Annotated in this window: 10 protein-coding genes; 6 read left to right on the top strand and 4 right to left on the bottom strand. The window is 67.6% G+C overall.

The window, feature by feature from the left end:
- The first annotated feature begins 12 nt into the window (after window positions 1–12).
- From benC to CJ177_RS15140, 3 genes are all read left to right on the top strand, one after another.
- Complete coding sequence (gene benC, locus CJ177_RS15150) at window positions 13–1551, top strand: benzoate 1,2-dioxygenase electron transfer component BenC (RefSeq protein WP_095868034.1); 1539 nt, start codon at window positions 13–15, stop codon at window positions 1549–1551.
- The gene (locus CJ177_RS15145) at window positions 1548–2342 is read left to right on the top strand and encodes a 1,6-dihydroxycyclohexa-2,4-diene-1-carboxylate dehydrogenase (RefSeq protein ID WP_005251366.1); all 795 of its coding nucleotides are present in this window, start codon (window positions 1548–1550) and stop codon (window positions 2340–2342) included. The genes benC and CJ177_RS15145 overlap by 4 nt, the downstream gene beginning before the upstream one ends.
- 146 nt (window positions 2343–2488) lie before the next feature.
- A complete protein-coding gene (locus CJ177_RS15140) occupies window positions 2489–3853 on the top strand; it encodes an aromatic acid/H+ symport family MFS transporter (protein WP_095868233.1) in 1365 nt (454 codons plus the stop codon).
- Here CJ177_RS15140 and CJ177_RS15135 read toward each other — a convergent pair.
- Together CJ177_RS15135 and CJ177_RS15130 are read right to left on the bottom strand one after the other, a co-directional pair.
- Complete coding sequence (locus tag CJ177_RS15135; protein WP_095868234.1) at window positions 3829–4896, bottom strand: 2-oxoacid:ferredoxin oxidoreductase subunit beta; 1068 nt, start codon at window positions 4894–4896, stop codon at window positions 3829–3831. The two genes, CJ177_RS15140 and CJ177_RS15135, sit on opposite strands and share 25 nt — an antisense overlap.
- 5 nt (window positions 4897–4901) lie before the next feature.
- Window positions 4902–6836 carry a 2-oxoacid:acceptor oxidoreductase subunit alpha gene (locus CJ177_RS15130; RefSeq protein WP_005251358.1) on the bottom strand — a complete coding sequence of 645 codons (1935 nt, stop codon included), beginning with the start codon at window positions 6834–6836 and terminating at the stop codon, window positions 4902–4904.
- A gap of 122 nt (window positions 6837–6958) precedes the next feature.
- On the opposite strand from CJ177_RS15130, the gene CJ177_RS15125 reads away from it, so the two are divergent.
- Complete coding sequence (locus CJ177_RS15125) at window positions 6959–9661, top strand: LuxR family transcriptional regulator (RefSeq protein WP_005251356.1); 2703 nt, start codon at window positions 6959–6961, stop codon at window positions 9659–9661.
- Between the two features lie 103 nt (window positions 9662–9764).
- Window positions 9765–10601, top strand: a complete 837-nt coding sequence (locus tag CJ177_RS15120) for a class I SAM-dependent methyltransferase (RefSeq protein WP_005251354.1) — start codon at window positions 9765–9767, stop codon at window positions 10599–10601.
- A gap of 31 nt (window positions 10602–10632) precedes the next feature.
- Here CJ177_RS15120 and CJ177_RS15115 read toward each other — a convergent pair whose 3' ends face one another.
- Window positions 10633–11277 (bottom strand): dihydrofolate reductase family protein, encoded by a 645-nt coding sequence (locus CJ177_RS15115; protein WP_005251351.1) that lies wholly within the window; start codon window positions 11275–11277, stop codon window positions 10633–10635.
- Window positions 11278–11732: 455 nt separating this feature from the next.
- Between CJ177_RS15115 and CJ177_RS15110 the strand changes: the two genes are divergently transcribed.
- Window positions 11733–13055, top strand: a complete 1323-nt coding sequence (locus CJ177_RS15110) for an HNH endonuclease signature motif containing protein (protein WP_095868033.1) — start codon at window positions 11733–11735, stop codon at window positions 13053–13055.
- An 8-nt stretch (window positions 13056–13063) separates the two neighbouring features.
- On the opposite strand, the gene CJ177_RS15105 is transcribed toward CJ177_RS15110, so the two are convergent.
- The gene (locus CJ177_RS15105; protein ID WP_061045349.1) at window positions 13064–13732 is read right to left on the bottom strand and encodes a hypothetical protein; all 669 of its coding nucleotides are present in this window, start codon (window positions 13730–13732) and stop codon (window positions 13064–13066) included.
- Window positions 13733–13801: the final 69 nt, after the last annotated feature.

The following is a 13801-nucleotide window of genomic DNA, read 5'->3' as shown; positions in this document are numbered from 1 at the left end:
GAGCTGTTTTCCATGACTTTCCAAGTTGCACTGAGTTTCGAGGACGGGATCACCCGCTTCATCAAGTGTGACGGCGACGAGACGGTCGCCGACGCGTCCTACCGCGCGCGCATCAACATTCCCCTCGACTGTCGAGACGGGGCGTGCGGCACCTGCAAGTCGCTCTGCGAATCCGGCACGTACGACGGCGGCGACTACATCGAGGAAGCGCTCACCGACGAAGAGGCGGAGCAGGGCTACTGCCTTCCGTGCCAGATGATGCCGGAAAGCGATCTGGTGCTGCAGATCCCGACGACATCCGACGTCGCGAAGACCGCCGCAGGCACGTTCACCTCGACGGTCACGGAGATCCGCAAGTTCTCCGACACCACCATCGGGTTCACGATCGAGATCGCGAACCGGGACGACCTGGTCTTCCTCCCCGGCCAGTACGTGAACATCACCGTTCCCGGGACCGAAGCGACGCGCTCGTACTCGTTCAGCACCGGACCCACGTCGAAGGAACTGTCGTTCCTGGTCAAGATCACCGACGGTGGCCTGATGTCGGAGTACCTGCGTAGCCGCGCACAGGTCGGCGACACGCTCGAGTTCACCGGCCCGATGGGAAGCTTCTTCCTCCGCGAGCAGAAGCGTCGCGCCCTGCTGCTGGCCGGCGGCACCGGGCTGGCCCCGCTGCTGTCGATCCTCGACAAGATGCGCACCGACGCCGCCGACCACCCCGTGCACCTGGTCTACGGTGTCTCGTCCGACGCGGACCTGGTGGAACTGGACAAGCTCGAGGCGTACACGAAGTCCCTGCCCCAGTTCACGTTCGACTACTGCGTGTCCGACCCGGCGAGCAGTGCACCGAACAAGGGATACGTGACCGGCCTGTTCGAGCCCGCACACCTGAACGACGGCGACGTGGACGTGTACCTGTGCGGTCCGCCTCCCATGGTCGAGGCGGTGCGCGACCACCTGAAGTCGGAGGGCGTCACGCCGGCGAACTTCTACTTCGAGAAGTTCAACAACGCGGCGACACCGAGTGGGTCCGAGGCGTCCGCACCGCCGGCGGCCGACGCAGTCGAGGCGGCCCCCGAGTACGAGATCGGCGAGGAACACCAGCCGCTGTCCGAGTCGGACGCGCAGTTCGACGCCCGCATGGCGCTCGAACTCGGTGCAATGGAACTGACCATCGGCCGGATGACGAAGGAACAGCTGTCCGAGTACCGGATCCTCGCCGAGACCTCGTGCGAATCGATCGAGAACGACCACTTCACGGATGCCGGCGCCTTTACCGACACCAACGCCGCATTCCACGAATTCCTGTTCCGGTGCACCGCCAACGACGTGCTCCTCGAGGCGTACAACCGCCTGGAGGTCACGCAGCTCATGACGAAGGTGCTCCGCACCGCGGACTGGGTGGACGAGCACATCCAGCACGACCACCTCGACATCGTCTCCGCCTTCGAGAAGGGTGACCGGGCCGCCGCCCACGACCTGATCGTCAGCCACAGCGCGCACGCCAAGGCCACCATGTGCCGCGCCATCGAGAGGAGTGCCGTCGCATGAGTGGACTCGTCACTCCGCACCGCTTCGACGGCAAGGTCGTCGCGGTCACCGGCGCAGCGCAGGGCATCGGCCTGACGGTCGCGACCCGACTCGCGGCCGAGGGTGCGTCGCTGATCCTGATCGACCGCGCCGAGCTCGTCCACGACGTCGCGAAGGGGTTGCGCGAGAACGGCACCGACGCGCACAGCATCACCGCCGATCTGGAACAGTTCACCGACGCAGAGACGGCGATCGACGAGGCGCGGCAGCAGCACGGCCGGCTCGACGTGCTGATCAACAACGTCGGCGGCACCATCTGGGCCAAGCCGTACGAGCACTACACCGCCGAGCAGATCCAGGCGGAGGTGCAGCGGTCGTTGTTCCCGACCCTGTGGACGTGCCGCGCCGTCCTCCCCCACCTCATCGCGCAGGAGTCGGGCACCATCGTCAACGTGTCCTCGGTGGCCACGCGGGGTGTCAACCGCGTGCCCTACGCGGCGTCGAAGGGCGGGGTCAACGCCCTGACCGCGTCCCTCGCTCTCGAAGCCGCACAGTACGGAATCCGCGTGGTGGCCACCGCACCCGGCGGCACCGAGGCGCCCGCTCGCCGCGTTCCCCGCGGCCCCGGCGCGGAGACCGATCAGGAGAAGGCCTGGTACCAGCAGATCGTCGACCAGACCGTCGACTCGTCCCTGCTGAAGCGGTACGGAACGCTGGACGAGCAGGCCGCGGCCATCGTCTTCCTGGCCTCCGACGAGGCCACCTACATCACCGGGACGGTACTGCCCGTCGCCGGTGGCGACCTCGGCTAGCTGCCCACAGATCTCGACCGCCTCATCGGCGGGGCGCATTGCATCGTCTCGCCGATGGGGCATTTCTTTATCCGAATTCGATTGTGACACAGCACACTTACGAGTTCGTCCCGGTTCCCCGTCACACCCACCGAGCGGAGATCACCATGAACCCATCCACCACATCCGACACCTGGGCGAGTCCGAGACACCGCAGTGCCGTCACGTGGGTCGTCGCGATCGCCACGATCGCCATCATCTTCGACGGCTACGACCTCGTCGTGTACGGCACCATCCTCCCGACGTTGATGAACGATCCCGGTCAACTCGGCGAGATCTCCGCGCAGCAGGCCGGTGCACTGGGCTCGTACGCGCTCATCGGTGTCATGGTGGGCGCACTCACCGCCGGCGCCGTGGGCGACTACCTGGGCCGGCGGCGGATGATGCTCGTCAACATCGCGTGGTTCTCCATCGGAATGGGACTCGCCGCGTTGGCCACCAACGTCACCATGTTCGGCCTGCTGCGATTCTTCACCGGTATCGGGGTCGGTGGTCTCGTCGCCACCGCCGGTGCGATGGTGGCGGAGTTCGCACCTCCCGGAAAGCGGAACCTGTACAACGCGATCGTCTACAGCGGCGTCCCCGCCGGCGGGGTGCTCGCGTCCCTCCTCGCCATCGTCCTGCGCGACACGATCGGCTGGCGCGGCCTCTTCTGGATCGGCGCACTGCCCATCGTGATCCTGCTGCCGCTGGCGCTCGTGAAACTGCCCGAGTCACCGAAGTGGCTCGTCGCCCGCGGCCACGAGGACAAGGCCCGCCGCATCTCCGAACGCACGGGCATCCCGATGCCCGGCGCCGACGAGATCGCCGCGGAACGTGCCTCGGTCGAGAAGGTCGGCTTCGCCGCACTCGCGACACGCCGTTACGCCTGGGGCACTGCGCTTCTCGGAATGATGAGCTTCTCCGGCCTCCTGCTCACGTACGGACTCAACACGTGGCTTCCGAAGATCATGGAGGACGCCGGTTTCAACGCGAAGGGTTCGCTGTCGTTCCTGCTCGTCCTCAACGGCGGCGCGATCCTCGGCGGCCTGATCGCCTCCAAGGTCGCCGACGGCATCGGACCGCAACGCGTCGTCGCCACGACATTCGGTCTCGCCGCACTCGCCCTGATCCTCCTGACGCTCGGCTTCCCGCTGCCGGTGCTCCTCGCGTCCGTCGCGGTCGCCGGAGTCGGCACCATCGGCACCCAGGTCCTGATCTACGGCTTCGTCTCCAACTACTACTCGACGTCCGCACGCGGCGCCGGAGTGGCGTGGTGCGCCGGATTCGGCCGGCTGGGCGGGATCTTCGGCCCACTGATCGGTGGAGCACTGATCAGCGCCGGCATCAGCAGCCAGGTGGCGTTCTACGTCTTCGCGGGCATCGCCGTCCTGGGCGGGATCGTGACGTTCTTCGTTCCGCGCGCACGGGTCACCCGCACCGAGGTGGCGGGCACCGGCGAAGCCGCCTACTCCACCGTCCAGGTGTCGTGACCGGTCAGCAGGCGCTGCAGCGAGCCGTCGTCGACCGGGTCCTTCTCCCGCGCGATCTCGTTCTGCAGGCGCACCATGTCGTCGTACGTGTCCCGCGTGACGCTGCGGAACACACCGGTCACGGTGTGGGTGAGGTCCTGGTCCGAGAGCCTCGACAGTGCGTACGCGTAGTCGGGGTCGTCGGTGTGGGCGTCGTGCACGACGATGTCGTCCCGGTCGACGTCTGCGGTCGCGACCACCTTCAGACCGAAACCCGATCGGACGACGCAGAATTCGCCCGCTCCGCCGAAGACGATCGGCTCGCCGTGGGTCAGCGGGATGAGGCGCTGCTCCGAACCCTCCTTGCGTAGGACGTCGAACGAGCCGTCGTTGAAGATCGGGCAGTCCTGGTAGATCTCCACGAACGACGTGCCGCGGTGCGCCGCCGCCTGCCGCAGCACCTCCGTCAGCCCCTTGCGGTCCGAGTCCATGGCTCGGGCCGCGAAGGTCGCCTCGGCTCCCAGCGCGAGGGAGAGCGTGTTGAACGGGTGGTCCACCGAACCCAGCGGCGTCGACTTGGTGACCTTGCCGACCTCCGAGGTCGGCGAGTACTGCCCCTTGGTCAGCCCGTAGATCCTGTTGTTGAACAACAGGATCGTCATGTTGACGTTTCTCCGCAGGGCGTGGATGAGATGGTTGCCCCCGATGGACAGTGCGTCGCCGTCGCCGGTCACCACCCACACCGACAGGTCGGGGCGCGTCACCGCGAGACCCGTCGCGATGGCAGGCGCACGACCGTGGATCGAGTGCAGGCCGTACGTGTCCAGGTAGTACGGGAAGCGGCTCGAGCATCCGATACCGGAGACGAACATCAGATTCTCGCGTCGGAGTCCCAACTCCGGCAAAAAACTTCGGATCGTAGCGAGGATGACGTAATCGCCGCACCCCGGACACCACCGGACCTCCTGGTCCGACGTGAAGTCCTTGGCCTTCTGCGGTTCGTCGGTCCTGGGCACGTGCGCGGTGGCGCTCAGGCCCAGATCCGCACCGACACGACTGATCATCCGTGTCACGCCGATTCCTCCTGCCGGGGTCCGGTCGATCGGTAAGTCGCCGACGCGAGCGCGTCGGAGGTCTTCGCGAGCTCGTGCTCACGCAACGTTCCGGCCAGCGCGGAGTCGATCACGTCGTGCAGCTCGTCGCCGAGGAAGGCGAGCCCCCGCACCTTGGTCACCGATTGCACGTCGACGAGGAACCTCGAACGGAGGATCATCGCGAGCTGGCCCAGATTCATCTCCGGTGCGACGACGGTCCCGTAGCTGCGCAGCACCGCACCGAGATTGGCGGGCAGCGGGTTGATGTTGCGCACGTGCACGTGGGCCACCTTCTTACCCTCACGGCGAGCACGCCGGCAGGCCTCACCGATGGGTCCGTACGAGCTGCCCCATCCGACGAGCAGCAGGTCGGCCTCACCCGAGGGGTCGTCGACGACCGCGTCGGGAACGGCGATTCCGTCGATCTTGGCCTGGCGCAACCGCACCATGAGGTCGTGGTTGGCGGGATCGTAGGAGATGTCGCCGCTGCCGTCGGCCTTCTCGAGTCCGCCGATGCGGTGTTCGAGCCCGGGCGTTCCCGGTATCGCCATGGCACGGGCGAGCGTCTCCCGGTCCCGGGCGTACGGTGCGAATTCGCCGTCCACCAGTGGCGCCGTGTCGCAGCCGGGGTCGATCCGGTCCAGTTCGGACACGTCCGGGATGGCCCACGGTTCGCTGCCGTTCGCGATGGCGCCGTCCGACAGCAACAGCACCGGTGTGCGGTACGTGAACGCGATCCGGGCGGCGTCGACGGCGGCGTCGAAGCAGTCCGCGGGTGAGCACGGCGCGATCACCGCGACCGGCGACTCGCCGTTGCGTCCGTACATCGCCTGCAACAGGTCCGACTGCTCGGTCTTCGTCGGGAGCCCGGTGGACGGGCCACCGCGCTGGACATCGATGACGAGCAGCGGGACCTCCGTCATCACCGCCAGCCCGATGGCTTCGCTCTTCAGCGCCAGTCCGGGTCCGGACGTGCTCGTCACGCCGAGCGCACCCCCGATCGAGGCGCCCAGCGCCGCGCCGATTCCGGCGATCTCGTCCTCGGCCTGGAACGTGGTGACGCCGAGATTCCGGTGCTTGCTCAGCTCGTGCAGGATGTCCGACGCCGGCGTGATCGGATAGGTGCCGAGGAAGACGTCCCGCGACGCCAGCCGTCCCGCGGTCACCACCCCGTAGGCCAGGGCCGTGTTCCCGGTGACCTGGCGATACGTGGCCGGTGGGAGCGTCGCCGCGGACACCTCGTAGGTGGTCGCGAAACTCTCCGTCGTCTCCCCGTAATTCCACCCGGCCTTGAACGCGAGCAGGTTGCCCTCCGCGATCTGCGGCTTCGCTGCGAACTTGGTCTGCAGGAACCGCTCGATGCTGTGGGTGGGGCGGTTGTACATCCACGACAGCAGTCCGAGCGCGAACATATTCTTCGCCCGCTCGCCGTCCTTCCTGCTCAGTCCGGCGGGTTCGACCGCGCCGACCGTCAACGTCGACATCGCCACCGGATGCACCACGTAGTCCTCGAGGGAGTTGTCGTCGAGGGGGCTCGTGGCGTATCCGACCTTCGCGAGATTCCGCTTGGTGAACTCGTCCGTGTTCACGATGATCATGCCGCCGCGCGGCAGTTCGGCCAGGTTCGCCTTCAACGCCGCCGGGTTCATGGCGACCAGGACGTCCGGGCGGTCGCCGGCCGTGAGGATGTCGTAGTCCGCGATCTGGATCTGGAACGACGACACACCGGGGAGCGTGCCCTGAGGCGCCCGGATCTCGGCGGGAAAGTTGGGCTGGGTGGCGAGGTCGTTGCCGAACGCCGCCGCCTCCGACGTGAACCGGTCGCCGGTCAACTGCATGCCGTCGCCGGAGTCTCCGGCAAAGCGGATCGCCACTCGCTCCAACTTCGTGGAGTTCGCCTCCGTCGTCATGGATGCACCGAATCCTTCGACTCGTAGTCGTTCTGACCAGCAGCTTCTAACCTCACGGTACAAGCGTTCCCAGTTTTCGCCAGGAACACGCCGAAATCAGGCGCCGCGATACGGTGAGTGGTGTGAGGGATCCAGGGAACATCGAGCTCGTCGGGCGTTCCCGCGAACTCGCCGAACTAGAGTCGATCCTGCGTGAGGCGGGCGAGAACGCGCCCGTCGTCGTGGTCGTCGAAGGCGTGCCGGGCATCGGCAAGACCACTTTGGTGGAACACTTCCTCGCGGCGCATCCCGACCTGCCCGCGTTCTCCGCGGTCTGCGCCCCGTGGGCGTCGGGCCATCCCTTCGGCGTCGCCGAACAGCTCCTCGGGGCGGCCGTGACGTCGGCGGACCCCCTCGACGTCACCCGCGAACTCGTCGCTGCAGTGAACCCGCCTGCCGGTGACGTTCCGTTCGTCTTCGTGCTCGACGATGCGCAGTGGGCAGACCTGGCCTCATTGCAGGCGCTGACCTCCGCCGTGCATCTGCTGGACCGACCGGCACTGATCGTCCTCGTCACGAACTCGGAACCTCCTGAGGGTGTTCCCGCGGACGTCCTCGACCTCCTCGACCGGCATCGCCGGCATCGGATCCACGTCCGTCCGCTCGATGCGTCCGACACCCGCAGACTTGCGAATACCCTTGCGCATCTCGACCTTCCGGCCCCGGTGGCGCACCAGCTCGTTCAGCACACTGCGGGGAATCCGCGGCACCTCACGCAACTTCTACAGGAAGTCGACCCGAGCGCGTGGAGCCAGTGGCAGCCAGTGCTCCCGGTACCCCGCACGTTCGCCGCGAAAGTGCAGTCACAACTGTCCGCGTGCTCAGCGCCTGCCCGGGCACTCGTCGAATCGGCGGCCGTACTCGGCGGGGATCCCCGATTCGCCGACGCCGCCGCGCTCGCGGGCATCGAGCACCCGGTGGAAGCGCTCGACGAAATCCATCGGGCGGGCCTCCTCACCGTCGGTGAGCATCGCGGCGTGACCGTGCTGACCTTCCCGTCGCCGCTGACCCGGGCCGCCGTCTACCGCAGCCTCGGGCCGATCCGGCTACGTGACCTGCACGATCATGCCGCACAGATCGTCGAGGACGAGGGCAGGCGGCTGGACCATCGCGCCGCGGCGGCGCCGTTCGCCGACCCCGCGCTCGCGGACGAACTGGACACCTACTCTGCGCAGCGGGCGACCGTCGGGGCGTGGTCGGCCGTCGCGGACGCACTGATCAAGTCGAGCCGCCTCACCGCGGACCGCGGCGAACGCGAACAACGTCTCATCCGGGCCGTCGACGCTCTCGTCGGTGCCAGCAACCTTCCCCAGGCACTGGCGTTCGCGCCGGAAATCGAGAGCTTCCCCGAAAGTCCGTTACGCGACGCCGTACTCGGCTACCTCGCAATCCTCCGGGGACGACCCGCGGAGGCCGATCTGCTGCTCACCCAGTCGTGGACCGCATGCGACCCGGACACCGATCCGGCGACCGCCGCGCTGATCTGCCAGCGCCGCGTCCTGGACTCACTCGTCCGCTGGCACGGACCGGACCTCGTCGAATGGGCCGGCCGGGCCGTGGCTCTCGTCGATCCGGGCGATCCGTCGGCCGTCGAATCCGCGGCGATCATGGGACTCGGACTCGCTGCCACGGGTCAGATCGTGGAGGCACGGGCCGCCTACGACACACTGTCCGCGAAGATCGCCCTCGGTGCCCAGTCCCAGCGCTTCGACATGGCCAGGGGTTGGCTCGACCTGGCGCTGGACGATCCCGAATCGGCGCGTCAGGAACTCGAGAGCGCCGTCCCCACGGCCTTCCGGATGGGCTCGACCCGCATCTCGCTGTGGGCGCAGGCCTGGCTGGCGCGAACGCAATTCGCCCTCGGCGACTGGAGTGGCGCCATCGCCACGGTCGACCGCGCGGCACACCAACTCGAGGACGCCGCACTCGACCTCGTCCGGCCCCTGGTGCACTGGACCGGCGCGCAGACACACGCGCTACGCGGAAACTGGCCCGCTGCGCACGAGCACCTCCGTCTCGCGGCGGCGAGTTCGCACGACTACCCGATGATGTTCATTCCGTCCTCACTGGCACGCGCCCAATGCGCCGAGGTGCAGGCCGACTACGCCGCAGTGATCAGGGCACTCGAGCCTCTCACCCGCCTGCAACCGCGCGAGGGCATCGACGAGCCCGGCTTCTGGCAGTGGCCCGACGTCTACGCGAACGCCCTCGTGATGGCCGGTCGCGTCGACGACGCGGACACCTTCCTCACCCCGCACGAGGAACGCGCCGCCGAGCGCGGCCACCGGTCGGCGATGGCTCGTCTCGGTTACGCCCGCGGTCGCGTCGCCGGCGCGCGTGGCGACATCGATTCCGCCCGGGACGTGTTCGAGACGGCCTTGACGCACCTCGACACCCTTCCCCTCCCCTACGACCGCGCCCGCGTGAACTTCGCGTACGGCCAGACCCTGCGCCGGGCAGGGAAGCGGCGCGAAGCGGACGCCGTCATGCAGGCCGCCCGGGAGGGATATTTCGCGCTCGGAGCCACCTCTTACGTGCAGCGGTGCGACCGCGAACTCAAGGCCGGCGGCCTCAACCTCAAACGCAGCCGGTTCACGCTCGAGGAACTGACTCCGCAGGAACGGGCTGTGACCGAACTCGTCGCCGGCGGAGCGAGCAACAAGGAGGCGGCGGGCGAGCTGTTCCTGTCCGTCAAGACCGTGCAGTACCACCTGACCCGGGTCTACGCGAAGCTCGGCATCCGCTCGCGCAGCGAACTCGCGGCGCAGTTCCGCGACCAGGACTGACGTCCGGGGTGGCGGGAACCTACCCCGAGGGTGCCTGTTCGGGGCACCGCCATCCGGCCAGGCTGGATCTCGACCGATGCAGACGACCCACCGGAGTACCGAGATGGATGACACGATCGACGCAGTGCAAGCCGACCGCGACCTGAAGAACAAACACCGCGCCATGTGGGCTCTCGGCGACTACCCCGCCCTCGCCACCGACATCATCGCCGGCCTCGGCCCCGCCCTGGTCCGGGCGAGCCGGGTCAGGCCCGGTGACCGTGTTCTCGACGTCGCGGCAGGCTCCGGCAACGCCGCCATCCCTGCGGCGCTGTCCGGTGCGAGCGTCGTGGCCAGTGACCTCACCCCCGAACTGTTCGACGCCGGCCGCCGCCGGGCCGCCGAACTCGGAGCCGAGGTGGAGTGGCGCGAGGCCGACGCCGAGGCGATGCCGTTCGCCGACAACGAGTTCGACACCGTGATGTCGTGCGTCGGTGTCATGTTCGCCCCGCACCATCAGGCCAGCGCCGACGAACTCGTCCGCGTCTGCCGGCCGGGAGGGACGATCGGTCTACTCAGCTGGACCCCCGAGGGTTTCATCGGCCAGATGTTCGCAACGATGAAACCGTATGCACCCCCGCCCCCTCCGGGCGCGCAGCCCCCGCCACTGTGGGGTCGCGAGGAACACGTCCGGGCGCTGTTCGGCCACCACATCACCGACATCGTGGCAACCCGGCACACCGTGCGCATCGATCAGTTCCGGTCGCCGGAGGACTTCCGCGACTACTTCAAGACCCGCTACGGTCCGACCATCGCGGTGTACAGGAACATCGCCCACGACCCCGCCCGGGTCGCCGCACTGGATCACGAACTCGCCGATCTCGCACGTCGTTTCGACCACGGTACCGGCGGCACAGTGATGAACTGGGAATACCTCCTGCTCACCGCACGGAAGTGGTAATTGCGGACAGAGGTCGCAACAGCCACCGGGATCAGTCGTGGCCGTTCTTGTTCCAGAACTGGTGGGTAAGCCCACTGGGGGATGCGACGGTCTCGACTGTGAAGCGGTCTTCGATGCCGTTCAAGCCCTCCCAGAGGGATACGCCGCGCCCGAGGGTGATGGGCACGATCACCAGGTGCATGAAGTCGATCAAGTCGGCCTGCAGAAACTGCCGCACGGTCGAGGGTCCTCCGCCTATCCGGACGTCCCGACCGTCGGCAGCTTCCTGGGCCATGCGCAGCACCTCATGGGGTGGCGCGTCCACGAAGTGGAAGCTGGTTCCGTTGGGAAAGTCGATGCTGGGGTGTGGGTAGTGGCTCATGACGAACACCGGTGTGTGAAATGGCGGTTCGTCGCCCCACCAGCCCCGCCACCCGTCGTCGGGCCACTCGCCGGTTTGGGGGCCGAACTTGCGACGGCCCATGATCTCCGCGCCGATGCCCTGGCTCCACAGGCTGGTCACGGCGCGGTCCAGGGTGACTGGGGCGTCTACCCGGTCGACCCCGTGGATGACGCGTCCGTCGAACCAATCGAATAGCCGTTCGGCATCGCCGATCGGGGCGTCGAACGTCACGTGCTCACCGGCGGCGTAGCCGTCGAGGGAAATATTCATATTGTGGATCCGTGTGCGGGGCATGGGCGATTCCTCCAATAGCCGGGTGCGGGATACAAATAGACAGACCTGAAGAGATGGCCGAACTCATCGCGGAACGTCGAAAATCGTATTCCCTCGAGCCGTACTCTGAGGCTGCAACCTGACAGCGCCGCGCCGCACGCCTCCTCGGGGAATCACCCTTGCCGATGGACGGGTGGTCACCGACACGGAGACGGGGGCCGAGATGGCGGGGTCGATCGGTGGGCCCATTGCGGAGCCGGTGGACATCGAGTCGTCCAAGGTCGCTCGGCTGATGGGTCGAGCCCGCGAGTTTGTCGCCAAACGGGGGATCCGCGTGGGCTGACAGTCAGCGCCTGACCCTCCGCGGGGGCTGCGCCTGTGCACACGGTACCCAGCCTGCGATTCGGGCATTGCCCGGTCGGGACTTCGCTGCTAGAGTCGAACATGTATTCGAACGACCTTGGGGGAGGTTGGTTGTGGGGGCAGTACTTCTCGAGGAATTGCGCACATTCACGGCGCGACTGCAATGCGCCGAGGCGGCAAGTGGAGATCCGGGACTGGGCATCGATCTGCTCGATGCGATCGAGACGTTGAAGTCGGTCGGGTGCGCGGTGCAGGCGGTGATCACCGACGACGTCGCCACCCAGATCCGCGCGGACCGCAAGGCCGCCGGGTTACCGCGGGCGGACTGGGACCGCGGCATCGCCTCGCAGATTGCGTTGGCCCGCAGAGAGTCCCCGAACCGCGGCGGGCGGCACCTGGGGTTCGCACGGGCTCTGGTGCACGAAATGCCGCACACCCTGACCCTGCTGCAGACCGGGCGGTTGAACGAATGGCGAGCCACCCTGCTCGTGCGGGAAACAGCCTGCCTGTCGGCGGCCGATCGGGCGATCGTGGACCGCCGGTTGTGCTCGGACCCGGCCATTCTCGACGGCGTCGGCGACCGCGGACTGATCACACGGGCGAAAGCGTTGGCGGTCGAACTCGACGCCGCAGCGGTCGTGGCCCGGCACCGAAAGGCAGTGTCCGAACGACGGGTCACGACACGCCCCGCGCCGGACTCGATGGCCTATCTGAGCGTGCTGATGCCGGTCGAGCAGGCCGTGTGTCTGCAGGCCACGCTGGGGCGGGACGCGGACAGTCTGATCGCGACCGGGAACAGCGGTGGCCGCACCCGCAATCAGCTGATGGTGGACCTGTTGTTCGACCGCGGCACCGGAGCATCGGTGGCGTCGGGTGTTCCGGTGGCGGTGAATCTGGTGCTCTCGGACGAGACCTTGCTGGCCGGCGGGCACGAGGCCGCGCAGCTGCAGGGGCTCGGGCCGGTGCCGGCCGCGATCGCCCGGCAGCTGGTCGCCGACGCCGTCGACAATGACACCGAGACGTCGCGGCGGCGGGTGTATTCGTGCCCGCAGTCGGGGGCGCTGACGGCGATGGAATCCCAGGCGCGCACGTTCCCGAAGAGCCTGCGAAAGCTGATCGACCTCCGCGACCGGACGTGCCGAACCCCGTGGTGCGAGTGTGATGCCCCGATCCGGCATCGCGACCACATACGTTCACGCCGAGAATCCGGTGCCACGACGGCGGACAACGGGTCCGGGCTCTGTGAGGCCTGCAATTACGCGAAGGAAGCACCAGGCTGGACGGCCCGACCCGTGCACAACCCCGGCCGCACCCACCTCATCGACCTCCGCACCCCGACCGGACACCACTACCGATCCGCGGCCCCGCCGCTCCCGTCCGCGGCACGACAGTCGGAGGTCGAGGCGGTACTGATCGCGCGCTTGCGTGCCTCATGACAGCGCGATCAGGCCTGAACGACGCCGACCACCGGGGCGTAATCACACGGCGGCAATGCTCGGCTGGTGTTGTCGAGGATGCTCCCGAAGACGACGAACACGATTGTGCCCCTGCCTGTCTCGAGGGTGTTGGACAGCGTGACGATGTAGTCGGCCGGTCGCTCCTGATACAGCGGCGCTCTTCCCGACTGCATGGTGGTGAGGTTCAGCCAGGCGACCTCCACGAGATCGGCCTGCAGCGGCGACGACATTGCCGTGTTGATCCCGCTGAAGAAGACGTTGACCTTCCCCGGCGGAATGACAGGGACAGGCAGGTTTTCGTCGACGGCGGGGCCGGCAATCGCTCGAGCGATACCGACCGAATCGTTCTGCTCTCCGAAACCGGCAGGGAGGCAGTCCGCAGCGGTGGTGTCGTACAGGAACGGCTGGGCTGTGCCCTCGACGAGATGAACCGATCGGGGGAAGTAGTTGTATCGCGGTGTACCGGTGGCGACGCGCTCGATGGTGGTCGTGATCGACTGTGCGGTGCGGGTGCTGATCGGCATGGCGGCCGACTGGAGGGCGGCTCGCACTGCCGCCACGTCGTCGAGCGGCGGGGGCGCAGCGTGCGCTTCGCCTGCTGCCATGGAGACGAGCACACCGACACATGCTGCAAGTCCTGCAATTCGTCCACGCATGAATGGATGCTAGCGGCCGCAGTGACTTGCCGAATCAGCTTCGTGAACGCCCGGCAAGTGCCAGGCTGG

The organism is Rhodococcus sp. ACPA1 (assembly GCF_002300195.1).
Taxonomy (GTDB): Bacteria; Actinomycetota; Actinomycetes; order Mycobacteriales; family Mycobacteriaceae; genus Rhodococcus_F; species Rhodococcus_F opacus.
Note: the sequence above shows the minus strand (reverse complement) of the source record. Positions and strands in the feature narration are given on the sequence as shown.